The organism is Mesorhizobium sp. WSM4829 (assembly GCF_055811475.1).
This window is the reverse complement of record NZ_JBVVQJ010000033.1, coordinates 49,586-73,254: the sequence shown is the minus strand read 5'-3', so window position 1 is coordinate 73,254 and position 23,669 is coordinate 49,586. Positions and strand designations below refer to the sequence as shown.

The following is a 23,669-nucleotide window of genomic DNA, read 5'->3' as shown; positions in this document are numbered from 1 at the left end:
GCGGAGGCAAGCTGGGTTTGGCCGGCCCGAAAGGGGTCAGGGCGGCTCCGCCACATAATCTCGCCCGACGCATAAGAACGGGTCAGCGCCCATGGTCTCGCGCACAAGTGCGGCCAATCCCTCCGCACCCTTGCGGAAGTCCACCGGCTTCGTCGCCACCATGACCTTGACCGCACCCGTCGGCCCGATCACGACGTCGCCTTCCGCGCGCGGATCACTGCGGCCACCGTCTTGGTATCGGCGCCCCGGCCGACGCGCATCGAGATGCCGTCGATCTCAAGCTCGATCATGCCGGCACCTCGGGTGGCTTGCCGTTTCCGCTGCTTCGGTGAACGGCTGGCTACAGGTTCCGCCGCCGCCAAAACCGCCGGCACAAAGGCAGGCGAAGTGGCCTGTTTGCGCGCTTCGCGGCGCCAGGCGAAGACCTGCTGCGGCCTAAGGCCATACCGACGGGCTACCTCGGAAATGACTGCGTTCGGCTCCAGCGTCTCCGCGATGATCCGCGCCTTGTCATCCACCGACCAGTGACGCCGACCGCCGGCACCGTTGATCACCTCGAAACGCCGAAGCTGCCGCTCCGGGTCAAGCGTAAGGTCAAGTCCAGACACAAGCCGATCTCCGATCCCAATACAGGATCGGCAACCTCACAGATCGCGACCACTCCCGAAAGGTGGTCCGGAAACACCGCTCTGATGTCCGCTGTCAAGGTTTGGGACGCATGAGGTCGCCCGATCCAAGGAACGGCTGCTCATTCTGATGATCGCGCATGGGTGGAGGCGGAACTGAAGGACGTCGGTGATCAAGCTCTGATGCGCGGGTTGGCTACCGCATTCCCGATTGTGCGTCCGGGGCTGTTCCTATCTTACTGCGGGCGTCAGTCAATTTGCCGGCCACAAAGCGTGTGACGGGCATTCCCCTGCCGTGGTCCCGCCTCCGCCCATGCGCGAGGTGTACACTGCCGCGGCGAGCGATCAGGTGGAGCGTGCCTCCCTGGCGACGGCCCACATGAAGCCGACTAGTTCGCGGGCGATCGCCGTGCAGACCACCGTCGTTCGCTTGCCTCGCGCAACCAGCTTTCGATAGCGGGTCGTCAGGCGGGCCTGAGCCTTCCATGCGATCTCACGGACTTTCGGCGGTGCCTGCTCCAACCGGTACAGCTTCGCCTTGCCGATCCGCGGTGGATGTCGATCAGGTCCAGGCGCTCTCGACCAGCATGTGGCGAACGCGGCCATTGCCTGCCTTGGTAATGCCGCCACGCCTGATTGTCTCTCCAGTCGATCGCTCGCCGGGAACGAGGCCGAGATAGCCCATGAGCTGGCGAGGGCTCTCAAAACGGCTTACGTCGCCGACCTCGGTGGCGAACGTCACGGCGACGATCAGATCGACCCCACGCAATGTCTGGAGCGCTCGCACGATCGGCGCCAGCGACCAGTTCGGGATGAACTCTTCGATCACGCGCTCAAGCCGTTCCACACGCTCTTTCGAGACGCGCACCGCTTCGACCATTTCCTGGAGCGCGATCTGATGTGCAGGATAATCGAACCGCTGCTCCAGCCGGTTGGGCCCGCCTCGTAGCAGAGGTGGATGCGATCGAACGTGGCGGCGATCCGTTGGATAACGCGGCGCATACTCGTATCCGATGCGTCGACCTCGCCGAAGAACCGAACCTCTCCCTCCCGGCCGGCTTCCGCAATCGCGATGGCATTCCTCAGCTTAGCGACATCGATTCCGACAAATGCTTCCCTATAATCTGCCACGGCTCGTCCTCCTGTGATGAAGATCGGCTCGGACCGCCCGAGCAACCCTCGGACGCGCAGTGTAGGGCGAGCCACCTCACCGGCAGAAGCGGACATACGGTCTTACGAAAAAAGAGCAAGCGTCATGCAGCAAATGACCTTTCCGAAATGTTTGCGACAGAACCGGACGAGCCCGTGGGCGATTGTTTTGAAGCAGGCCAGCCTTTGCGGGCCTGTCCCCTTAAACAGTGGGCCTCGTCGTTGCGGCCGCCACGCAGTACCCTTTGGCGAGCCGCCCCATAAGATCTGCTGTCCACGCATGGTAGGGGCTCTCAATCGTATCGACGCCGAACGATGGATCCGCGGTTCCGCTGAAAGGATCGATCGCTCCATGGGTCAACGTTGCTGCGATCCCAGCTTCATCCAAACTACCGGGAAAAGCCGCTGTGGGCGTAGCGGACAATCCTGCAAGCGCGGCACACAGTGCAAAGGCTGCGCTATTGGCAGAGCTTCCTACGAGAAGGTTAGCGAAGTCGTTTCTCATGGGTGGATGCTTAACACGAGCATCATGAAGACGGCTGGTTCCAGCCTCATTGGGATTGTCGACACACGAACCACAAATTAGGCCCTCGGCCATGGCCTGGTCGAATAATGAATGTGTGAGCGCTATTCCTGGTTCTACAACCTTACCGGTCGCATGATATGGCTTGCCCTCAGCCGAAAAGCCGTAATGCTCAATCGCAATGACCGTCTTCGGCTTGATATTTTGCAACAGTTCAGCAAAATAGTTCGACAGATCGCGATCAATATCTAGCCCGACGATCGCGACGCCAAAGAGCCTTTCGTTACCGTTTGAAAGCCTTTTGAACGCCTCAAAATCGATGATCGTGGCGCCTGCGGATCTAAATGCTGCTGCAACTTGTGCAGCCAAAGGCGCGGGAGCCATCGCAAGGGAGACTGCGCCGGTCGTCAAGTGAAGAGCACGCGCAATGGCCGCTGCCCCGATCGGCCCATCGGCCTCGCCGATCGAAACGTCAATCGAAGACCTAACCGGCCACCCGGTCACAAGAATGGCGACATCCTTTGAGGCAAGAGAGTTCAAGAGAAGCTGTGCAAAAGCGGTTGAACTCGCTTCCCCTGACCCATTCCGCTCACGCGAATAGAGATACGATGGTCGCCCGGTTAGGTTTAAGTCCAGCGTCATTAACTTATCCAGCTCAAGCCCAAACCGTTGGATAAGTTCCTCTCGAGAAGGTTGTAGACCTAAGTAGGAAAAGTAGTCGGTCACGGATAGCCTCCAGTCGATATTGATTGTTGTCGAATCAAGTTGATAGTGTGCCGTACGCCCCGTCATCCAGGTAGATACTCGCCCACGTCGCAAGCGCGACTACGTTCCAAGCGGTTTTGAAGCTCTCTTCCGTAAGTTCGACATTACGAGGCGGGAGGATTGCTGTCCGTTCAAGCTCTTCGAGGGCATGCTTCCGAAGAATGGAGCTCGAGCAAATCCACTCAATCCGCTCGGCTAACCAAGACCACATGCTGTCGTCATAGCGGAGGTGTTGAATCCGCTTGGGACGCATGGTGATTTCGTCAGGCAGAATTTGCCGCGCCGCCTCACGAAAGATAATCTTATCATTCTCAGGGCTGAGTTTCTGAAAGTCAGGGGTATCAAGCGCCAAGTCTATCAGAATTCGTTCCGCATAGGGCATCCTAAAAGAGAGACCATGTCTACCAGCCAAGAGTTCCTGCGCAGCGAGGCGCTCGTCGCGAACAGTGAGGTCGTTGCATAGCCGCCGATAGATTGCGTCATCGGTCGAAAGCAAATCCCGATGATACGGCATGCCTGCAAACAACGTGTCAGCAGCATTGCCTGAGAATATGGTGTCCACAAATTGTCGCGCTTCCTGATGCAGAGCATAAAGGCATGGGAACTCTTCGTAACCGCCAGGATTGTCCACAGCGATAATAGTTTCCTTCAGTAGTGCTGTGAGGGCGTCGGGTCGAACTATGATTTCATGATGCCGTGTCCCAAGAAGGCTCGCCGTCGCGCTCGCACCAATAATCTCCGGATCGTCGTTACCATAGCCGACAGTGAATGTGTGAATCTCAGAATCCCTGCGAATTCGCCTCAGGGTCGCCGCTATTACCGCAGAGTCGACGCCGCTACTAAGCATCACCCCATATCTCGGTGAAAAATCATTCGCCTGCCAACCGATCGTCTCTCGAACCGCCTTTTCTACGTGAGGAACTGAAATCGGTTTGAACGGTGGGCGTGTCTTGCACAAATCTTCACGCAGGTGAATCGTCTCAAGATTTCCATTCTGCCATATGAGAATTGATCCCGGCAGCACCATGGAAATTTGCCGCAGAAAGGTTCGCCCCGCTGGCGCCCAGCCGTCATCAACGAAGCGGTAGGCGGCATCGTGATCAAGGTTTCGTTCAACCCACGGCAGTGACAACAGTGCCTTATACTCCGTCGAAAAGGCAAAATTTTCATTCGACGATGCCCACGAAAGGCTCTGCACACCGAACGCATCACGAACAAGGATCAACCGGTGACGAGTTTGGCAGTAGACTGCGATTGCGTAGTGACCGCATAGAACTCGGAAGAAATCGGCGCCGAATCTGAGGAATTCCGTCCTGATACCTTCTGCCGAAAGATAACGCGGCATCCGTGTCTCTTCATCGACGACAAATGGGAAACCGGAATAGACAACGGCGATATCGTCATCGACAGAAATAGGCGAGATCTCAGCGGAGTGTCGAGCGCCAAAGGAGAAGGTTGGTCCCTCCTCCATGGCCATGTCGCAACCGCGGTGTCTCAGCGCGGCCCCCATCTCCACGGTGCCGTGTGTCTTGGCGCCGACGATCCCCCACAGCGCCCCGATTGGGGAAAGGGCGATACTTGTCATAGGTGTGCTCCAACGAGCGACATGGAGGCCGCCGCACTGAAAACAATGATGGCAACGTACATCAGCTCCCTTGGAGCCGGGATTTGGATTGATGCGACACGGAACACTGACATGTTAAGGAAATGGACCTTTAGAATGGTATCGAAATGGCCACAAACTGCTGATCGGACAAAATATAACACTGCTAACACAGGCACGTCACAAGAGAGCGGGTAATAAGAATAAATATTGTTGTCTTCGGACAAGCCGACAATACAAAACTCCCTGCGCCTTATCGAGCCATCTCGCAATAGTGATGCCAAAGTAAGAAGCGAGCGTAGGGCGCGTTGCATGCCATTATGATACCCGCACATCAGAATGCTCCTACCCATGTTGTCTCATCTCCGCTATCTCTTTTGGCAAAAACGCCTGTAATGGCTGCCACACATGGGCGTGTCTTCACGAACCGCTTAGGGCTTGCCGTCGCCATCTGCCCTGCTAGGATCCGTCGAGCAAGTTGTATGCCGGATTGGATTAGCGGTTGCCTTGCGCCACTTTTTTGTTCCCGCAACTGGACCCAGCCGCCATTTTGTCTGACTTGCGACATTTGCGTTCGGCTTCGGACGCAAGAGGCTAGGTCCGGACGTCGCTGGTGAAAAAACGGCCAACTGAAGCGATTTTCTTCGCCGCGCCGCGATGGTCTTGCTTGGTTCTCCTTGATGCTCTGGTGACTATGGCCGACGTCATACCGTTCTAGGTCATTGATTAGTTTGCAGAACATTTCTCGCCTGCTCCTTCCACGGAATTGGCACGAGTTTTGATGCTCCTTCGTCGCGACGGCGGCAGAAGCTGCCCACGAACTTCCTGTCGCGAACGCGGGAGCGACGGAATGAGAGCGAAATATCAGAGGTCTGCTCGAGAACCCGCATATCGAGAGAGGGGCATTACCCCATACGGTCCGAACGCCCTCAATCGGTATGGTTGGCGGCGATACCCACAATCGCACAGCACCACCCAGCGAACGTCGTCGGCTTGAACGTGCCAAAGGTTAAGTCTTTCGAAACGCCGAGCGACCTCAGTTCTCGTGATAGGGCAGACAAGACACGCGCGAGAAGTACAATTCACTGTGCGCCTTTGAAGGAGAACGTTATGCTTACAGACCAAATGGTATTAGGTGTCTTTCTGCGGCCTAGCGGCCATCATGAGGCTGGATGGCGTCATATGAACGCACATTCCGATGCGGGCGCTAATATCGAGCGGTATAAATCCTATACAACAAAAGCGGAGGCTGCCGCACTACATTTTGTATTCATGGCTGATACCGCCGGTGTGCGCGAATCAACGGTTGAAGCGATGTCGCGATCCGGGCGAGTTGTTGGGTTCGAGCCCACGACCTTGCTGGCAGCCTTGGCCATGACAACCAAAAACATCGGTTTGGTGGCTACAGCATCTACTACATTCAATGAGCCATATAATCTCGCGCGGGTATTTGCATCGATAGACCATCTGAGCTGTGGTCGGGTCGGCTGGAACATTGTTACCTCGGCTAACCCGTTTGAAGCACAAAATTTCAACCTGCGGGCGCTACCACCCCACGAAGAACGATACGAACGCGCAGCCGAATTTGTCGAGGTCGTAGAAGGATTGTGGGACAGTTGGGCGGACGATGCATTCGTCAAACAGCGTGACGTCGGAATATTCTTTGATCCACATAAAGTGAACTTTTTGAACCACAGTGGAAAATACTTTGCAACTCGTGGCCCTTTAAATATTTCCCGATCGCCTCAAGGATATCCAGTCATTGCACAGGCAGGTAGCTCGCCCACTGGTACCAGGTTCGCAGGCCAATATGGCGAACTGATTTTTACGGCGCAGCAAAGCATCGAAGATGCGAAAGCGTTTTATAAATCGGTCAAGGGGTTCGCAGGGGACTCTGGTCGATCTGATGCGGACCTTCTTGTGATGCCGGGGATTGTTCCAATCGTGGCACCGACGGCGCAAGAAGCTGAGGAAAAACTAAATGCACTTCAATCGCTAATCCACGAAGACATTGCTGTTGAACTGGCCAAGCGACTCCTTGGCTACGTAATCGATGTCGATAAGCTTTCTCTTGACGAGCCGGTTCCCGATGACTTGGGTGAAACAAACAATATGCAGAGTCGCCAAAAACTGCTGCTCGATACTGCAAGGAATAAGCGGTTAACAGTTCGGCAACTCGCAGCTAGCCTCGCCATTGGAAGAGGACATTTGGTCTGTGTTGGCTCGCCGGCCGAAATCGTCGACCAGATGGAGCAGTTTTATACGGAGGGTGCGGCAGATGGCTTTATTATAATGCCTCCAACGTTCCCTGACGGTTTGGATGACTTCGTTCAACTTATTGTTCCCGAACTTCGGCGGAGGAAGTTATTCCGCTCTGAATATAGTGGAGCTACGCTGCGTGAAAATCTTGGGTTAAGGCGACCCGGGAATAAACGGACGAACCAAATGGGAAATGAACCTATTGCACCCGTGGTGTAACGGTCGCCGCCGTAACCGGGGCAGATTTCCGGGCCTTCAGGCTTTAGCGGCTTGCCTTACGAGGTCTGGGAGTGGCGGAGGGGACGCTTGGGTTACAATTGCGAGGCGGTCGCCGAGATAGCGGAAGAACGAGACGTCGAGCTTTCATGCAGGTCTTCATCAGGCCTAGCAGGACGTCGCGGGCGTCCCTGCCGAGGGCGCTCACCGTTCCGCCGGAGATCTTGCGCTTGGTGACACAGGCGCGGATGTCGTTTTCCGAACCATTGGTGTGCAGCGGGATCTCGGGACGATCGAGAACGCGCAGCAGTTCATGCTTGCGGCGATGCAGCCGGGCAAGCAGCCGGTCGAGCATGACATAGCCGGTTCGTCGTTTGAACAGGCGCTCGAAGCGGGCAGCGCAAGGCCGCCGCGCGGCGCCGAGAAGGGGCGCGCTGGTAGGTCTCGATGTCGCGGTAGAACCACCAGATCAGCTGGCGCATGACGTCGACGGCCTGGCGCTGATCCGGCGTCATCGGCACAAAGCTTGTGGACGAGTGGCTCGGCATGGATCCAGCACAGCGCATGATCGCCGATGCGGAACTGACCGGCATCATCGGAGACGATCACGGCGTCGGCAAGAAAGCCGTGGTGACGGATCGAGCCCCACATCGCCCCTTCGGTGGCGATCTTGACCGGGTTGGGCTCAACCGCAAGCTGGTCAAGGCCGAGTGCTGCCAGATGCGCCTGCCAGGCGGCACTGTCGGCAAATGCCTTGTGCGGCGCCGTCGCCAGCCGCTCGAGCACCGTTGCACTCAGATTGCGGCCGCGCATGTAGGCCAGCGCCTGGTCAATTGATGATGTAATCGCTGTGCCCGGCACGCAGCGTCGCCAGGAACGCCTCGCGGGACTTCGATCGCCCGGTGCGGGACGCGGTGAAGCGGTGATCGCCGATCTGGGTGGTATAGCCGTCCCGGGACTGTCAGGAATTCCGTGTGCGGGCGGGCGGTTGAACATTACGCCGCCATTGCCCTGATGAAGCGCTCGCCTAAGATGACGGCGAACTGGGCCTTGGCCATGGTCCACTCACGTGGCGGCATTTTCCACCCTTTTCTCGGATCGGTTCAAGATCAGATAGAGCGGCTTGGTCGCCGCGTCGTCGCTGGGGAAATGGCCCCTGGCCCTGACAGCCCGTCGCAGTTTCGAGTTCAACGCCTCTATTGAGTTCGTATGAAGATCTCAGTGCCGATGTCCGGCTGCGGTTTCCAGGATCGCGGCGTATGGTGCGACCATCCGGGAAGAGGCACCGGGAGCACGAAGGTGCGGGCAGGCCGATCCACACGATGAGCCGAGAGCTCGTGTTAGTAGCTGGCCGCACTCTGCGACTCGCCCGGTTGCGCCGTGAGCGCGAATCCGTAGTTGTCGTACGCCCGCCGCTCCCGTCGTTTCGCTCTGACAGGAGGCGCATATGCGACGCGTGATTGGAATGGACATCCACCGAACCTTCGGGGAGGTGGTTTTCTGGGAAGATGGTAGGCTTCGACATGGAGGGCGTGTCGACATGACCCGAACGGCGCTGGAGGGCTTTGGTAAGAGCCTTCTGGCGACTGAGATCTGGACGCCAGATGCCGCCACCGAGCGAATGCGCGGGCTGGTCGCGCGGCGCTATCAGGTCGTGCGGCATCGGACCCGGATCAAGAATGAGGTGCATGCGATCCTGCATGCGCACCTAATCCCGAAGTGACACGCCGATCTGTTCAACGTCCGCGGGCGCGCCTGGCTGGCGCGCCAGCCAGTGCCCGACGATGAGCGGTTCGCGATCGAGCGGCATGTGCGCGAACTCGATCGGCTTGCCGAGGACCTGGCGACCCTCGACCGGGAGATTGCCGAGACCACGCTGGACGATCCACCGATCAGGCGTCTGCTCACCATCACCGGCGTCAACCTGGCCGTGGCAGCGGGGCTGATGGCGGCGATCGGCGACATCGCTCGCTTCAAGAGCCCCCAGAAGCTGGTCAGCTATTTCGGCCTCAATCCGCGTGTGCATCAGTCGGGCCTCGGTGCCGCACATCATGGCCGGATCAGCCAGGCGCGGCCAACAGGTTGCCGCCGTCGCTGTAGCGCGCAAGCTGACGGTTCTATGCTGGCATCTGCTGACGAAGGAGGAGGACTACCTCTGGGCGCGCCCAAGTCTCGTCGCCCACAAGGTACGCGGCATGCAGTTGCAGGCCGGCAAGCCGCAGAAGAAAGGCAACAGTCGCGGACCCGCGTATGCCTACAATATCAAGGATCTCCGAAACCAGGAGATGCGCATCGCCGAGCAGGCCCAGAAGAGCTACGAGCACTTTATTGAGGCCTGGCGGCCGCGCCCGCCAAAGGAAAAGGCGCGCGGGCGCCTCAATCCGACAAGGCTTGAATGAGGCTGCCCGGCGGCGCTTTCAGCCGATGCGCCGCGCTTCGCCACGAGGTCGCCCGCGCCGTTGAAGAATACCACGACCGGAAAGAAAGCGCTTGTCGATCTCATCCGTGGGGTAGATGATCCGACGCACCTCGTCAGGGAACGCGAAGAATGGAATGACCTCGCCCCAGGCGCGCCGCCAGCTCTGGCCGATGGCGGGATAGCGCAGGCCCCAGGGGCCGGTCTCGAACACCGCCAGCGCCTTTTCGGCGACATCGGCATCAACAGCGCGGTGGATTTCCTTGAGTGCGCTGGCGAGGCTCTTGCGGTCTTTCCAGGACACGAAGTCCATGGAGTTGCGCAGCAGGTGGACGGTGTATGTCTGGACGATCGCCTCCGGGAACACAGCGGTGATCGCGTCCGGGAAGCCTTTCAGGCCATCGACGACGGCCAGCAGGATATCCTCCGTGCCGCGGTTCTTGAGCTCGTTCATCACCCGCAGCCAGAACTTGGCGCCTTCATTCTGCTCGAGCCACAGGCCCAGAACCTCCTTTGCACCATCGGCGCGCACGCCCAGCGCGATGTGGATGGCCTTGTTGCGGACCATCCCTTCATCGCGGATCTTGACCCGGATCGCGTTGAAGAAGACCGGCGGGCAAATCGGATCGAGCGGCCTTGCTGCCAGGTGGCGACTTCGGCGAGCTCGGCGTCCGTCACCGTTGAGATCAGGTCCGCCGACACATCGATGCCGTACAGTCGCGCAGGTGCCCTGTGATCTCCCCGGTGCTCAAGCTGCGCGCGTACATCGATACGATCTTGTCACCAAAGCCGGGAAAACGGCGCTGATACTTGGCGATCAGCTGCAGATCGAAACTCGACTGGCGGTCACGCGGAACATCGATCTCCAGCTTGCCGCTCTCGGTCGTCACCGTCTTGCGGCCATAGCCGTTACGCGTATTGCCAGCGTCTTCGCCGCTCGCCAGATGATGGTCCATCTCCGCGTTCAGCGCGCGCTCGGTCAGAGCCTTCTTGAGCGTATCAAGCCCGCAGCCGAATAGTCCGTCCGTATCTTCACCGCTGATCCCATCGCCCGATCGAGGCGGGAACCCCTAGAGAGTCAGCCCTCAGAACCTTTGGTATTACTGGTCGGTCGCCGCACGCTGTGACTTGTCTACAAGCCGGCGAACACCCCCACGGACCGTGCCACATGAAAAAGCGCAATGGTGATGCCGCATGCCATGGACATCCTGCTCGTGTGTCAAACGCCGCGAGACGTCAGAAATCGAGCAGAACCAATGTCATGCCTGCGGCGAGGATGACCGCCCGCGTGCGCTTGCTCCTGTCAATGACCTTCTGATGGGAGGCACAGGCTGTCACTTTTTGGTCTTGAGGTTGTTCGACGTTTCGACGACGTTCTGCAGGCCCTGCTGGCTCGCATGCCTCGCCAGTTCCCGAGAGAGCGAAGACATCGCCGCGAGATATCCAGTTCTCGCAGCATTCGCCAAAATGCGAGTTTTCGCCGGTTAGCGAAACGCCAGCAGAGCCGATGAGAGGACGCAGTAGGCCGTCACCACCCCGTACATTGCGCCCCTTGTCGGCGGCACTCGTAGAGGGCTGACATGGAAGATGGCGACGGTGAGCAGACTGATCCCCAGTGCATGAACAAAAAGGCTGTTGGGGAACCATGGCTTGAACATGAAAATCGCTGCAACAACGGGCAGCACATAGGTCGTGGGAACACCGATAAAGTTGCCGCCCTGAAGGCCGACCGAACCGAAATAGCTGAGGCGGAGCGCACTTGCCAAGCCCAGCACGCCGGCGATGACAATTGCCCAGGGCGCGCGGTCACTAAGAGTGGTCAGGAGGATGCCTGGAAAAATCCCGGCGCTAACGAGGTCCGCGAGCGAATCTAGGCTCTTTCCAACATTCTTCGTAGTGTCGCTGCGGTTAGCGGTCCATTTGGCCACGACGCCGTCGAGATGATCCGCTAGGAGAGCCCAAAGAGCAGTTGCGACCGCCAACTCTGAACGTCCCTCGATCGCCAAATTGATGCTAAGAACGGAAATCAGCAGACCAGCGACCGTAACCGCATTGGCGGGGTCTTTCAGTTCTTTCAGCATTTATCTTTCCCATTCTAGTGTCCGATGGAGAGGCCCGATCCCACCGCAGCAGCCGGAGTGAATATCTCTTCAGCGATCCGCAAGTCAGCCACGCAGTCGATTTCGTACCACCGAACGTGATCACATCGTGCTGCGGCGAGCTTCATTCCCCGTTTCGCGATCAAGTACGCAAGGAGTTGTTCCGTGTAGATCGACGTATTGCCAGCTTCGATCAGTTCGTTGAGCGTCGGAACGAGGACCTTCGACAGAGTGCCAATCGAGAAACGAAACAGATTCATTGTCTTGAAAAGCCGGACTCCCGCCGAATCGAGATCGCCACCGGTCTGCCGCATCCGGACCTCTACTATGTCTCCATCATCATTCAATAGGGCTGCCGAACCCTCCATTGCTTCGGTGAATGGTGAGACTGCGGCTACATCCGAGCCCCTGGCCATGGTCAATGATCTGATGGCCTCAAGGTCAAAGAAGACGTCGCCCTCCAACAAGTAAACGTCTCCGCTCAGGAGCGCGTCACGGGCGAGCCATAATGAATATGCGCTTCCAGTGCGATCAAAGACGGTGGATTCAACATAGGTGATGTCGATGCCAGCGAACTGCTCGCCGCAAGCATACTCAATTGCGTCTTTACGATATCCGACGACAATCGTGACGGAGCCGACGCCAACGGAGCTAAGGTTCGCCAAAGCGTTGTGAATAATCGGAATGCCGTGGATCTCGACAAGGGGCTTCGGCCGCGTATTGGTTAAGGGACGAAGCCGAGACCCCATGCCGGCCGCGAGTATAATTGCCGATTGAGGTACGTCCGAGTTCAACATCGTACTCTCTCCTCAGGCTTTGCGCTCTCAGTTCCAGGAATTGAGTAGCCTCGTGAGGCGGGCGAGACCGCTCACCAATTGGCTTGTTGGGATGCCATAGGACAGACGAAGCCCCGCTGGGTCGCCGAAAACGGATCCCGAGACCGCCCCCACACCAGCGCCCGTAAGCAATGCGCTCACGATCTCGTCGGGTGTGCGGGTGACGTTGTCCTGCCGCGCGGACCAAACAAGCTTGGATATGTCGAGATAGAAATAAAATCCGCCTTGTGCCCTTGGGATCGGAACCTGTTTGAGCGAGGAAAGCATACTGAGGCCTATCTGCCTTGCGCTTGCAAGTTGTGCTCGAAGCCCAGCTTCGTAGGAGCCGTCACTCCGTTGCAGATGCGCAAGCACGGCGTGCTGGGCTACGACGTTCGGGTTTGATGTCGTATGCGACTGCAACGCCTTCACGGCGTCGATGCCTTCTTTGGGGCCCGCCAGATAGCCGATCCGCCATCCCGTGAGCGCCAGAGACTTACTGAATGCGTTGACGATGAGGGCGCGCGACCGAACTTCCGGCACGAGCGAGACGATCGGCCGATGCGCTTCATCTCCATGAACGAAATCGGCGTAGCACTCATCGAAGATGATCCAGAGATCCCGTGCTATTGCGAGCTGGGCAAATCCCTGTCAGCGTCTCGGTGTCATAGACCGAGCCCGTCGGATTGTTCGGCGTGTTGACGACGATCGCTCGTGATCGCTCGGTGATGACGGTTTCGATGTCTTCGATGCGCGGCACGTAGCCATTGGAGCGGGTATCGACGAAGATCGGTTTGCCGCCGGCGATCAGCACCTGGGCCGGAAACGTTGTCCAATACGGCGCCGGGATAATGACTTCGTCGCCTGGGTCAAGAAGCACCATTGCGGCATTGAACAAAGCCTGCTTGGCTCCGCAAGTAACTGCAATTTCCTCGGCCTTCCAGATTTGCCCGGTATCGAGGGAGACCTTCCGCGCCAGCGCCTCGCGCAGCTCCGCCGTGCCAACTGAGTCGGTGTAGCGGTTTACGCCCTTATTGATCGCCTCAATCGCTCCCTGGCGAATCGTTGGAGCAAGCTCGCTCCAGATCTCGCCGGCCGTGAGGTCAACAATCTCCATCCCCGCATCAGCCGCAGCCTTCGCCGCGGCGCGGGCGGCCGCAGTCCCCGACGATTTCAACAAGGTTGTCCGTTGCGCTAGCATCGCATCTCCATCCATCTTCTTCGAAGGAACCACCTCTCACAGCTTATCCTGGGCCATCCACTGCCCGCGGCAGGTATTTTCTTCTGCCGTTGAAAGCTCGCCGTAGTTCCTTAGTTCGAATAGCTCGTCGAGCGTAGCGACCTCGCTCTCGATCCCGGCGATGCTCTTTTCCCGGATGATACGATCGCAAACCTGACGCATGGCCGAGATCGCCGCGCGCATGTTGTGGTTCGCCCAGATCACCGTGGAGATTCCAGCCGCGCGATATTCCGAGACGGGAGTGCGGTAATATTTCGTGGGCACGATCACGACCGGAAGGCGGTTCTGCCAGGCGCGCGTGAAGGCTGAAAATCTCCTCAGCATCGGACTTGCGGGAATGTATGAGGATGGCGTCGGCACCGGCCTCTGCGTAGGCGTGCGCCCGCACCAACGCCTCGTCCTGTTCATGGCAAGCGATGAGCGCCTCGATCCGGGCGAAGAGCACGAACTCCGGATACGGGACCTGGTCCTCCACGGCCTTGAGCCGGCCACAGAACTCACCAATGTCAGCCAGCGGGTCCCGGTCGCAGACGAACGAGTTCATCTTCGGGAAAGCCTTGTCCTCGAGGCAGATGCCACTCGCACAGTGCTGGCGCAGCTTGCGGGCGACCAGGCGCGCATTGTTGAGATACCCGAACCCGCTATCCCCTTCGACGAGAACCGGAATATTCGACGCGTCCGCCATACGCGCGACGACATCGACGACTTCGGACCAGGATGCTTCGCTCGCATCGCGATAGCCCAGGCTCGACGAGATCGAGAGCCCAGAAGCCCGCAGTGCCTTAAACCCAGCATGTTGCGCGATCGTTGCAGAAAGACCGTCATGCGCCTCCATTGCAGAGGCCAGGTCGCTGGACGTGATCAGGCTGCGCAAGCTCTCGCGTGGGACCTTGGCCGGAATAACCCTATCGGTTGACTTCTTTAGGAGCCTGCCATGCATTGTCATCTCTCCGTCACGATAGCAATAGAGGTATCTCTGGGCTAAACGTCAATACGGAGCACCTATATGTAGCGTTATTTATCAGTATAGTAATAGCTTAGAAGCAAATCCGTAACATTTCTTTAACCGATTGTGGCTCTGCGATGGCTATATCATCTCGTGATGCTGGGCGTTTTGGCTAGCGGTCGTGCTGAAAGGAGGCGAGAACGCGACGGTGAGATCTTACGTTCATTTGCAAGATCTTTATGCGCATTATCGCCGCCGATCCCAAGCACTTGGGCGCCGAGATCGGCTTCTTCGCCGTGTTGCACACCTGGACCAAAACCTGCTTCATCATCCGCATCTGCACTGGGTTATCACCCGCGGAGGCTTGTCTCGCGACGATCATCATCGCTGGGCGATCGACAGCGACGCGTCATGTTTGGCAAACACCGCAGCGTCCTCCGCCTTGATCACCATCAGGGTGCACCCGTGCAGATTTGTCGGCCTTCGATGTCGCCGCGACGGATCACGCCCAGCGCCCGTCATCTTTCCTCGAACTCCACAGCCATGCCAGTGGCCTAGGCGAGCTTCAAAAATTTTTGGCGGGTGACCAAGAGGCATGGGATTTGACCGATATGGGCCCACTCCCGCATTCCGATTGAAGTGATGGCGTCGGGGAAGGCAAGGAGTTTGTGCCAAGCCTCGCATGCGGCGTTGATAGTAGCCTCATAGCTGTCGAAGACGCGGTTGGAGAGCCAGTTCTGGCGCAGGTATTGCCAGACGTTCTCGACCGGGTTCAACTCCGGCGCACGCGACGACAGGAAGATCGGCGGGATGTTGTCAGGTACCCTGAGGTTTGCGGTGGTGTGCCATCCGGCGCGATCCATGACGAGCACGGCATGCGCGCCCTTTTCGACGTGGCGGCGGATCTCGTCGATATGGAGTTGCGTGGCCTCGGTGTCGGCAACGGGAAGCGCGAGAGCAGCGCGGATGCCGCGCGCCGGGCAACTTGCGCCGAACAGGTAGGCGCTCTTGTAGCGCTGGTCAGCCGGTTGGCGGGACCGCGTTCCACGACTTGCCCATTGCCGCACGATCCCGTTCTTCTGGCCAATTCCTGGCTTCGTCTTGTGGGATGGTTCGCCTCCTCCATGGCGAATACGCTTTCGCTGTCCATAAAGGAGGAGGCAGAGATGACTATCAAGATGTTGGCATCGACATCGGAAAGACCGGCTTTCACCTGATCGGGGCGCACTGGCTGGCGCACCAACTCATCGCAATGGGTGATCATGAAGCAGCACGCTAACAAATCCGCGACCCAGCACGAATGCCCCCGCAGCCGCGACTTTCTGACTCAGTAAGACTAAGGGCCTATGAGCAATTGGCAATGATGATGATGCAGTGGCAGGTATGTCGGCAGATTTCACTAAGCAGGATCTCATGTCGTTATCCAGATGGTGAACCCGATCGTCTTCCAGTTGCGCCGTGAGGGCGGCAAGCGTGGCGTTTCCGATATGTTTTTCGCACGGCACGAAAATCATGAGCAAGGGATACCAGGCCTGATCTTCTGCCTCGCCGTTGCATTCGCAGCCTGGATGCTCGCCATGGCCTCGGCCTGCAACTCTTCTACAAGACGGCCGAATCCTCAAGACAACGATCCCTAGGATTCCATTCGTCCCGATCCAGTAATTTTGGCACTTTGCGGGTAATCCTGCTATACAGAAGGTCGCAGTCGGCTCACTTGTACCGGCGCTCGTCGCCGGCGGCCTCGTCGCTTACATCGGTCTTCGGCCGTAAGGCAGCCCGCTTGGTGACGCCTTTCAGGATATCGCTGCTCTGCGCCGCGACAAGTGGTTTCTCGGTCATATCCTTAGCCGCATCGGTCGCAAGATCCTACGCACCAAGGATGATCGGAACGATCTGATCCTCGGGCCGACACCCCGGGCAAAGGCGCCCGCTATGTCATTCCCAATATTCTCATGCATGAAGGGTCGCAGATCGTAACCGACCCCGCTCGCGCCGCCAATGTCATGACGCATGGCAACGTCCGTTGGCCTGACGCCCTCACTTCGCAAGCGGCAGATTCCCGCAACATCAAGCTGACTTTCACGTACCCGTTTTATGTGAACGGTTTATGACGACATTTTCTCACATCAACGGTCACTATTTCACAATTGTCATCAAACTATAACAATTAGGGCCTAGATCGCGACCGTCGGGTTGTTGTGCTCAAAACAAAAGGAACGACCGTGATCGTCCGAAACAATAAGATCGCGCTCGGAAAAGGGGGCGGCAACCTTGGTGCTGCGCGACAGCAAAGGATCCTTGGCTTCATAAATCAGGGTGAAGTTGTGTCGGTCGGCGACTTCGCCAGCCGTTTCGATGTATCTCATGAAACGATCCGGCGCGACATCAGAGCTCTGGAGGAGGCCGGTCAACTACGACGCGTCCATGGTGGGGCGGCGCCAAATCGAACCTTCGATTTAACCGCTCGCCGCTCGATCACGGAACGCCTGGGGATTGACCGCGAGGGCAAGCTTCTCGCGGCGAAGGCAGCGATGCCCCTTTTCGAGGATGATATGAACGTCTTTCTTGATACAAGCTCGACTATGCTTCTGGTCGCTGAGGAGCTTGCTCGGGGTGACAAGCGTCTGACCGTCGCTACCAATTCGATAGACATCGCTCTGATTGTCGCTGCGCCGGGTCGGTGCACAGTCAATTTGCTCGGCGGCGTGGTGCATTTTCCATCACGATCCCTCGATGGTTATGAGATGCTGAGCAACCTCGACGGTCGTTTGTTCGATCTGGCGGTTATGGGCGCAAGCGCTGTCAGTCCCCTCCACGGTTTCCTCTCGCCGACAAAAAAGCATGAAGTAATCGTTAGTGCTGTGGCGAGCCGCTCTCAACAGGTCGCCTTTGTAGTGGACAGCGGAAAATTTGGTCGTCGTGATGCCCAAGTCGTTCGGTCGCTTGAAGGAGTAGACTTCCTCGCGACTGACTCACGGCCACCGGACGTTCTTTCTGCCGCCTTCGAGACGGCGGGTGTCACGGTACTTCTTCCACAAACCAATGGAAGCTCTGCTGGGCCAAGCGCGGCGCCGGAGGCTGATGCGAAATGAACTTGCAACTCGCAAACGCGCAGATTGTTCAGGAAGACCGTGTCTTCGCGGGCTCTCTGGAAATCCGGGGGGATCGGATCGCGTCGGTGGGCGGCGGACCGCCCGGCAAAGCGTCCACGCTGGATTGCGAAGGCGACTTTCTTTTGCCTGGCCTGATCGACATCCACACAGATAACCTGGAGATCCATGTTCGTCCGCGGCCCACCGTATGGTGGCCATCCATGCTCGCGTCCGTGCTGGCGCATGATTGGCAGCTCGTTGGGAGCGGTATCACGACGGTACTTGATGCATTGGCGCTCGGCGACTTTAACAGCGGCGGCGGACGTAGGGCCATGCTCGATAAGGCAATCGATGCACTCACGTATGCCCGCACTGCCGACCTGCTCAAGGTGGATCATTATCTTCACTTGCGCTGCGAGCTTGCAGATCCAGACCTGCCGTCCCTTGCCGAACGCCATATCGTTGATCCGAGTGTCCGGCTTGTCAGCCTCATGGACCATACACCTGGTCAGCGGCAGTGGAGCGACCTTCAGCTCTACCGAGAATACTACCGCAAGGAAGGTACGCGCGTTTGGACCGATGACGAATTCGAGGTCTATCTCTCCGAATGTCGCGCGCAGCAAAAGGAGGTCGTTCCGTCGAGCCGCGCCACCATCGGCCGGCTTTGCGGCGAGCGCGGAATCGTCATGGCCAGCCATGACGATTCGACTATCGCCGATGTCGACGAAGCTCATGCGGACGGCATTGCGGTTAGCGAATTTCCAACGACAGTTGCTGCCGCGCGACACGCGCGTGAGCGCGGCATGAAGACTGTGATGGGATCGCCAAACATCGTCCGCGGTGGTTCGCACTCGGGGAACGTTAGCGCAGCGCAGCTCGCAGATGAAGGTCTGCTTGACATGCTGACCTCCGACTATGTGCCGGGCAGTCTCCTGCATGCCGCCTTTGCACTGGCCGCCAGAGGCTTCGACCTGTCAGAAACTGTCGCGATGGTGACGAAAACTCCAGCCGACCTACTCGGATTTGCCGATCGAGGCCGTATTGCTCCAGGACTCCGAGCAGATCTCATTCGCGTACGGCTCGTCGACGGCGTACCCGTGATCCGAAACGTCTGGGTAGCCGGGCGCCAATTTATGTGATGGCGCCAAGTGCGCTGATTGAACTTAAACAACGAAGGTGAAAAGCAAATGCAAGAGGAACACGCTGCTGTCGCGCAGCGGTCCGCGTGGCTCACTGTGATGGCATGCAGCCAACCGGGTGAGCTCGAAGGTTTGGCGGCTCATATCGTATCCGGCGTTACGTTCCAGCGGCTTCGACCACCCCATGTCGGGCTGGTCATGGTTCGGGGACGCGCCGGCGGGACAGGCAAAGTATTTAATCTCGGCGAGATGACCATTGCGCGGGCGTCCGTCAGGTTGGCCGACGGCACGGTAGGCCATGGCTACGTAAAGGGTCGCGACAAGCGCGAGGCGGAACTCGCCGCTGTCATGGACGGGCTGCTGCAGCAAGAGGCTCGCCGTACGGAGATCATGACAACGGTGATCGAACCGCTGCGGACGAAAGCCAAATATCGCCGAATCGAAATGAGCCGTAAGGTAGCCTCCACCAAGGTCGACTTCTTTACGATGGTTCGCGGGGAGGACGCGGAATGACTTTGCAATCCCAGCCATCCGGACCTTCTGCCGCCGCTTCGCTAAAGCCCGGATTTGCAGATCCGGTCTTCGATGCGCAGGCTGTGTTTCGTGCTGCATTGCTTTCGATTGCCTACCCAGCACGGGTTATTTCGCTCGACAGGAGCGTTGTGGCCCCGCAGCCGCTCGGCTCGGCCACCGCGGCACTCTGCCTAACGCTCATGGATTTTGAGACGCCGGCTTGGCTCGACCGTCAATCCGCTACTGACGAGGCGGCAGCATGGCTTCGTTTTCATTGTGGTCTGCCATTAACGAGCGTAGCCGCGACGGCTCGCTTCGCCCTCGTAACCGATCCGCAAAACACGCCTCGCCTCTTCGAATTTCATCAGGGCGATGTCGAATATCCCGACCGCTCGACGACGCTGATCATTCAGGTCCCATGCTTGACCGACGGCCCGACAACAACCTGGACCGGTCCGGGCATTAAAGGGAGCTTCACCGTCGGCATTCAAGGACTTCCGTCCTGGTTCTGGTCCGATTGGGATCTCAACAGCGAACTCTATCCGCGCGGCGTCGACGTGATCTTCACATCAGGCAACGCTGTGATCGGTCTGCCTCGTACAATAAAGGTAGGGGGCTAAGATGTATGTTGCCGTGAAGGGTGGCGAACAGGCCATCCTCAACACTCACAAACTGATCTCGGAGACACGTCGGGGCGATCTTGCCCTTGCCGAGCTGACGCTTTCCCAAATCAGCGAGCAGTTAGCTCTTGCTGTGGATCGGGTCATGGCAGAAGGTTCCGTGTACGATCGGGAGCTTGCTGCGCTTGCGCTGAAACAAGCGCAAGGCGATTCGACGGAGGCGATCTTCCTCCTTCGCGCTTATCGTACCACACTGCCGCGCATCGCCATGTCGAAGCCGATCGACACGTCGAAAATGGCGATCCGCCGACGCATCTCGGCGACATTCAAGGATCTTCCCGGCGGCCAGGTGCTTGGCCCCACGTACGATTATACCCATCGTTTGCTCGATTTCGCGCTAGCCGCCGAAGGGCTGGAGCGGACACAAGCGTTGCCGAACGCCAAACCGCTCGACGAGACTATTCCACGCGTCGTCGACATTCTCGATGGCGAAGGTTTAATCCAAGAGGAGGTTGACGACGATCAAGGGGAGGTGTTCGATCTTACCCGCCAACCGATGAGTTTTCCGGCAGGCCGCGACCAGCGCCTGCAAAATCTCGCGCGCGCCGACGAAGGCTTCCTGCTCGGCCTAGCCTACTCGGTTACCCGCGGTTACGGCTACAGCCACCCTTTCGTTGGCGAACTCAGGCTCGGAGAGGTGACTGTCGAAATCGTTCCTGAAGAACTCGGATTTCCGATCGGGATAGCCGAAGTCACTGTCACGGAATGCCAGATGGTCAACAGCTTCCAAGGAAGCGCTGAGCAGCCTCCGCAATTCACGCGTGGCTATGGTCTTTCCTTCGGACACAATGAACGCAAAGCCATGTCCATGGCCCTAGTTGATCGAACGATGCGCGCCCGCGAACTCGGGGAAGACGTGCTTTACCCGGCCCAAGACGAGGAATTCGTCCTCTCGCACACGGATAACGTCGAGGCGAGCGGGCTCGTAAGCCACTTCAAGCTACCGCACTACGTCGACTTCCAAGCGGAGCTGCAACTCGTGCGGCAGTTGCGGGCGGAATACGAAGCTTCACGCTCGGCAGCAAAAATGAAGGAGGCTGCCGAATGAGCGGCGGCATGACCACAAACTTGAGCGACGAGGGCTACAACTTCGCCTATCTCGACGAGCAAACCAAGCGGATGGTCCGTCGGACGCTGCTCAAAGCTCTTTCGATCCCTGGATATCAGGTTCCGTTCGGTGGCCGTGAGATGCCCCTCGCCTATGGCTGGGGCACCGGTGGGGTCCAAGTGACCGCCAGCGTAATCGGCCCCGACGACATATTAAAGGTAATCGATCAGGGCGCCGACGACACGACGAATGCGGTCTCCATCCGTCGCTTCTTCCAAACTGTCGCAGATGTGGAGGTGACCGAAAGCACAGCAAAGGCAACGATCGTTCAAACTCGCCATCGCGTGCCCGAGACGCCTTTGAGCGAGGGCCAGATTCTCGTTTACCAGGTGCCGTCACCCGAACCGCTCCGCTCAATCGAACCTCGGGAGACAGAGACTCGCAAGATGCATGCCTATGCCGAATACGGCGCGATGCAGGTTACCCTTTACGAGGAAATCGCCCGCTACGGCCGCATCGCCAAGACCTATGAGTATCCGGTGATGATCAATGGTCGTTTTCTGATGTCGCCGACGCCAATCCCGAAGTTCGACAATCCCAAAATTGGAAACAACCCCGCCATACAGCTTTGGGGTGCCGGCCGCGAAAAACGCATCTACGCCGTACCGCCATACACATCAGTCCATAATCTTGATTTCGATGATCACCCGTTTGAAGTGCAATCCTGGAAAGGCTGTTGCTCGCTCTGCGGCTCAAGGGAGAGCTATCTCGACGAGGTGATCATCGATGATCGCGGCGGGCGCATGTTCGTGTGCTCCGACACCGACTTCTGCAACACCCGCCAAGCCGAGCTGGCCGCGCAGCCGACGGGCGGTAGCCAGCAATGACCAAGATGATCCGCAAGCTGGCCCAAAAACCTCCGCTGCTTGACGTCTCCGGGCTTTCCAAATCCTATGGCGGTCAGATCGGCTGCCTCGATGTCTCCTTTGCAATCCGGCCCGGCGAGGTGCTCGGCATTGTGGGGGAAAGCGGCTCTGGCAAATCGACCCTGCTGGCCTGCCTCTCAGGTGGCTTGCCTCCCGATGCCGGCACCATCACCTATGACATACATGGCCGCGGTCTGGTGGACATCCTGACATTGTCGGAGCTCGAGCGACGGCGGCTCGCCCGCACCGACTGGGGCATCGTCCACCAGAACCCGCGCGACGGGCTGCGGATGGCGGTCTCGGCCGGCGGCAACGTCGGCGAACGACCGATGGCGATCGGCGCGCGGCACTATGGCAATATTCGTTCGGAAGCGCAGGACTGGCTTGCGAAGGTCGAGATCGATCTCAGCCGCACCGACCATAAGCCGCGGACCTTCTCCGGCGGCATGCAGCAGCGGCTGCAAATCGCCCGTAACCTCGTCACCCGACCCCGGCTCGTCTTCATGGACGAACCGACCGGCGGCCTCGACGTCTCCGTCCAGGCACGATTGCTGGACCTGCTTCGCGGTCTCGTGCGGGAGCTCGGCGTCGCCGCGATCATCGTCACCCATGACCTTGCGGTGGTACGGCTTCTCGCTGACCGACTGATGGTCATGCAGCGTGGCCGCGTCATCGAGGAAGGTCTGACGGACCAGGTGCTCGATGATCCCCACCACCCTTACACGCAATTGCTCGTCTCGTCGGTCCTGCAAGTCTGAAACGGGAGGGATATGATCATGACCATTCGCCTACACGCCAAAGGCCTCGCTAAAACCTTTACCCTCCACACCCAGGGCGGAATCGTTCTGCCGGTCTTCGACAACACCGAACTCACCGTGAACGCAGGTGAATGCGTCTGCCTTTATGGCCCATCCGGCGCCGGCAAATCGACGCTGCTTCGCTCTCTCTATGCCAACTACAAGCCGGATGCCGGCGAGATCCTGGTCGATCACATGGGCGACACAGTCGATCTCGTTGCCGCCGAACCTTGGGAAGTGGTTGAAATCCGCCGCCGCACAATCGGCTATGTCAGCCAGTTCCTGCGGGTCATCCCACGCGTCACCACCCTCGACATCGTCGCCGAACCAGCGATGGCAGTTGGTATTCCGACAAAGGAAGCGCATGCCAAGGCGAAGGCGCTGCTCGTCCGCCTCAACATCCCTAAGCGGCTCTGGTCGGTGGCGCCCGCCACCTTTTCCGGCGGCGAGCAGCAGCGCGTTAACATCGCTCGCGGTTTCATCGCGGATTATCCCATCATGCTCCTCGACGAACCCACGGCTTCCCTCGACGCTCAGAACCGGTCGTCTGTCATCGATCTTATCAATCAGGCGAAGGCCCGCGGCGCAGCGATCGTTGGCATCTTCCATGATGCCGAAGTTCGTGAGGCGGTTGCCGATCGGCTGTTTGAGGTCACACCGGGTGCGACGGAGCCCCAAGCGCGGTCGATGTCGGAGCTGGCGGGCGCATGATACACGAGCTCAACACGCACCGGATGGGTTCGATGCCGGCCCTGGGAAGCGTAGGGATACTGGTCCGCCTGCAGTATCCATCACGGGCGACGCCGCCGTCCGTCAA

15 protein-coding genes and 12 pseudogenes are annotated in these 23,669 nt (G+C 58.6%); 14 read left to right on the top strand and 13 right to left on the bottom strand.

From position 1 onward, the window contains the following. Window positions 1-75: 75 nt before the first annotated feature. The 5 genes and pseudogenes from tnpB to AC0L17_RS26170 form a co-directional block, all read right to left on the bottom strand. Window positions 76-192: pseudogene (gene tnpB / locus AC0L17_RS26190) on the bottom strand (IS66 family insertion sequence element accessory protein TnpB); the annotation flags it as partial. Then, window positions 189-608: an IS66-like element accessory protein TnpA gene (gene tnpA / locus AC0L17_RS26185; protein WP_473517928.1), complete on the bottom strand. Its 420-nt coding sequence runs from the start codon at window positions 606-608 to the stop codon at window positions 189-191. The gene tnpA and the pseudogene tnpB, both read right to left, overlap by 4 nt. Window positions 609-971: 363 nt before the next feature. Next, window positions 972-1,757, bottom strand: a pseudogene (locus tag AC0L17_RS26180) (transposase). 220 nt (window positions 1,758-1,977) lie between these two features. Next, window positions 1,978-3,024, bottom strand: a complete 1,047-nt coding sequence (locus tag AC0L17_RS26175; RefSeq protein WP_473517927.1) for a glutamate cyclase domain-containing protein — start codon at window positions 3,022-3,024, stop codon at window positions 1,978-1,980. Between the two features lie 34 nt (window positions 3,025-3,058). Further along, window positions 3,059-4,648 carry an asparagine synthetase B family protein gene (locus tag AC0L17_RS26170; RefSeq protein WP_473517926.1) on the bottom strand — a complete coding sequence of 530 codons (1,590 nt, stop codon included), beginning with the start codon at window positions 4,646-4,648 and terminating at the stop codon, window positions 3,059-3,061. Between the two features lie 1,128 nt (window positions 4,649-5,776). Between AC0L17_RS26170 and AC0L17_RS26165 the strand changes: the two genes are divergently transcribed. Continuing rightward, window positions 5,777-7,144, top strand: a complete 1,368-nt coding sequence (locus AC0L17_RS26165) for an LLM class flavin-dependent oxidoreductase (RefSeq protein WP_473517925.1) — start codon at window positions 5,777-5,779, stop codon at window positions 7,142-7,144. Between the two features lie 43 nt (window positions 7,145-7,187). Here the strand turns inward: AC0L17_RS26165 and AC0L17_RS26160 are convergent. Then, window positions 7,188-7,532, bottom strand: a pseudogene (locus AC0L17_RS26160) (IS66 family transposase); the annotation flags it as partial. 155 nt (window positions 7,533-7,687) lie between these two features. On the opposite strand from AC0L17_RS26160, the gene AC0L17_RS26155 reads away from it, so the two are divergent. Further along, window positions 7,688-7,978 carry a hypothetical protein gene (locus AC0L17_RS26155; RefSeq protein WP_473517924.1) on the top strand — a complete coding sequence of 97 codons (291 nt, stop codon included), beginning with the start codon at window positions 7,688-7,690 and terminating at the stop codon, window positions 7,976-7,978. Between the two features lie 158 nt (window positions 7,979-8,136). On the opposite strand, the pseudogene AC0L17_RS26150 reads toward AC0L17_RS26155, so the two are convergent. After that, window positions 8,137-8,350: pseudogene (locus AC0L17_RS26150) on the bottom strand (transposase); the annotation flags it as partial. Window positions 8,351-8,588: 238 nt separating this feature from the next. On the opposite strand from AC0L17_RS26150, the pseudogene AC0L17_RS26145 reads away from it, so the two are divergent. After that, window positions 8,589-9,540 (top strand): annotated as a pseudogene (locus AC0L17_RS26145) (transposase). Between the two features lie 36 nt (window positions 9,541-9,576). Here AC0L17_RS26145 and AC0L17_RS26140 read toward each other — a convergent pair. The 5 genes and pseudogenes from AC0L17_RS26140 to AC0L17_RS26120 form a co-directional block, all read right to left on the bottom strand. Then, window positions 9,577-10,600, bottom strand: a pseudogene (locus AC0L17_RS26140) (IS256 family transposase); the annotation flags it as partial. 441 nt (window positions 10,601-11,041) lie between these two features. Then, a complete protein-coding gene (locus AC0L17_RS26135; protein ID WP_473517923.1) occupies window positions 11,042-11,638 on the bottom strand; it encodes a CDP-alcohol phosphatidyltransferase family protein in 597 nt (198 codons plus the stop codon). 14 nt (window positions 11,639-11,652) lie between these two features. Continuing rightward, window positions 11,653-12,453, bottom strand: a complete 801-nt coding sequence (locus AC0L17_RS26130; RefSeq protein WP_473517922.1) for a phosphocholine cytidylyltransferase family protein — start codon at window positions 12,451-12,453, stop codon at window positions 11,653-11,655. A gap of 27 nt (window positions 12,454-12,480) precedes the next feature. Beyond that, window positions 12,481-13,672: pseudogene (locus tag AC0L17_RS26125) on the bottom strand (aminotransferase class I/II-fold pyridoxal phosphate-dependent enzyme). 36 nt (window positions 13,673-13,708) lie between these two features. Next, a pseudogene (locus AC0L17_RS26120) lies at window positions 13,709-14,546 on the bottom strand (isocitrate lyase/phosphoenolpyruvate mutase family protein). Window positions 14,547-14,896: 350 nt separating this feature from the next. On the opposite strand from AC0L17_RS26120, the pseudogene AC0L17_RS26115 reads away from it, so the two are divergent. Next, window positions 14,897-15,048 (top strand): annotated as a pseudogene (locus AC0L17_RS26115) (transposase); the annotation flags it as partial. A gap of 163 nt (window positions 15,049-15,211) precedes the next feature. Here AC0L17_RS26115 and AC0L17_RS26110 read toward each other — a convergent pair. Then, window positions 15,212-15,761 (bottom strand): annotated as a pseudogene (locus tag AC0L17_RS26110) (IS630 family transposase); the annotation flags it as partial. 238 nt (window positions 15,762-15,999) lie between these two features. Between AC0L17_RS26110 and AC0L17_RS26105 the strand changes: the two are divergent. The 10 genes and pseudogenes from AC0L17_RS26105 to phnL form a co-directional block, all read left to right on the top strand. Then, window positions 16,000-16,165, top strand: a pseudogene (locus AC0L17_RS26105) (P-type DNA transfer ATPase VirB11); the annotation flags it as partial. Then, a pseudogene (locus AC0L17_RS26100) lies at window positions 16,145-16,639 on the top strand (type IV secretory system conjugative DNA transfer family protein); the annotation flags it as partial. The pseudogenes AC0L17_RS26105 and AC0L17_RS26100, both read left to right, overlap by 21 nt. A 240-nt stretch (window positions 16,640-16,879) precedes the next feature. Continuing rightward, window positions 16,880-17,749, top strand: coding sequence for a DeoR/GlpR family DNA-binding transcription regulator (locus AC0L17_RS26095; protein WP_473517921.1), 870 nt, complete (start codon window positions 16,880-16,882; stop codon window positions 17,747-17,749). Then, window positions 17,746-18,888, top strand: coding sequence for an alpha-D-ribose 1-methylphosphonate 5-triphosphate diphosphatase (locus AC0L17_RS26090; protein ID WP_473517920.1), 1,143 nt, complete (start codon window positions 17,746-17,748; stop codon window positions 18,886-18,888). The genes AC0L17_RS26095 and AC0L17_RS26090 overlap by 4 nt, the downstream gene beginning before the upstream one ends. A gap of 18 nt (window positions 18,889-18,906) precedes the next feature. After that, a complete protein-coding gene (phnG, locus tag AC0L17_RS26085) occupies window positions 18,907-19,401 on the top strand; it encodes a phosphonate C-P lyase system protein PhnG (protein ID WP_473517919.1) in 495 nt (164 codons plus the stop codon). Continuing rightward, entirely contained in the window at window positions 19,398-20,021 is a 624-nt protein-coding gene (gene phnH / locus AC0L17_RS26080) for a phosphonate C-P lyase system protein PhnH (protein ID WP_473517918.1), read from the top strand. The genes phnG and phnH overlap by 4 nt, the downstream gene beginning before the upstream one ends. Window position 20,022: 1 nt before the next feature. Beyond that, window positions 20,023-21,129: a carbon-phosphorus lyase complex subunit gene (locus AC0L17_RS26075; protein WP_473517917.1), complete on the top strand. Its 1,107-nt coding sequence runs from the start codon at window positions 20,023-20,025 to the stop codon at window positions 21,127-21,129. Then, window positions 21,126-22,016 (top strand): alpha-D-ribose 1-methylphosphonate 5-phosphate C-P-lyase PhnJ, encoded by an 891-nt coding sequence (locus AC0L17_RS26070; protein WP_473517916.1) that lies wholly within the window; start codon window positions 21,126-21,128, stop codon window positions 22,014-22,016. The genes AC0L17_RS26075 and AC0L17_RS26070 overlap by 4 nt, the downstream gene beginning before the upstream one ends. 5 nt (window positions 22,017-22,021) lie before the next feature. Next, a complete protein-coding gene (gene phnK, locus AC0L17_RS26065; protein WP_473517932.1) occupies window positions 22,022-22,813 on the top strand; it encodes a phosphonate C-P lyase system protein PhnK in 792 nt (263 codons plus the stop codon). 18 nt (window positions 22,814-22,831) lie between these two features. Then, window positions 22,832-23,563, top strand: a complete 732-nt coding sequence (phnL, locus tag AC0L17_RS26060) for a phosphonate C-P lyase system protein PhnL (protein ID WP_473517931.1) — start codon at window positions 22,832-22,834, stop codon at window positions 23,561-23,563. The last annotated feature ends 106 nt before the right edge of the window (window positions 23,564-23,669 follow it).

Bases quoted from the DNA above. Each gene is read 5' to 3' on its own strand.
- AC0L17_RS26170 (WP_473517926.1), bottom strand. From the start codon at position 4,648: ATGACAAGTATCGCCCTTTCCCCAATCGGGGCGCTGTGGGGGATCGTC.
- AC0L17_RS26165 (WP_473517925.1), top strand. From the start codon at position 5,777: ATGCTTACAGACCAAATGGTATTAGGTGTCTTTCTGCGGCCTAGCGGC.
- AC0L17_RS26155 (WP_473517924.1), top strand. From the start codon at position 7,688: ATGGATCCAGCACAGCGCATGATCGCCGATGCGGAACTGACCGGCATC.
- AC0L17_RS26135 (WP_473517923.1), bottom strand. From the start codon at position 11,638: ATGCTGAAAGAACTGAAAGACCCCGCCAATGCGGTTACGGTCGCTGGT.
- AC0L17_RS26130 (WP_473517922.1), bottom strand. From the start codon at position 12,453: ATGTTGAACTCGGACGTACCTCAATCGGCAATTATACTCGCGGCCGGC.
- AC0L17_RS26090 (WP_473517920.1), top strand. From the start codon at position 17,746: ATGAACTTGCAACTCGCAAACGCGCAGATTGTTCAGGAAGACCGTGTC.
- phnH (WP_473517918.1), top strand. From the start codon at position 19,398: ATGACTTTGCAATCCCAGCCATCCGGACCTTCTGCCGCCGCTTCGCTA.
- AC0L17_RS26075 (WP_473517917.1), top strand. From the start codon at position 20,023: ATGTATGTTGCCGTGAAGGGTGGCGAACAGGCCATCCTCAACACTCAC.
- AC0L17_RS26070 (WP_473517916.1), top strand. From the start codon at position 21,126: ATGAGCGGCGGCATGACCACAAACTTGAGCGACGAGGGCTACAACTTC.
- phnK (WP_473517932.1), top strand. From the start codon at position 22,022: ATGATCCGCAAGCTGGCCCAAAAACCTCCGCTGCTTGACGTCTCCGGG.
- phnL (WP_473517931.1), top strand. From the start codon at position 22,832: ATGACCATTCGCCTACACGCCAAAGGCCTCGCTAAAACCTTTACCCTC.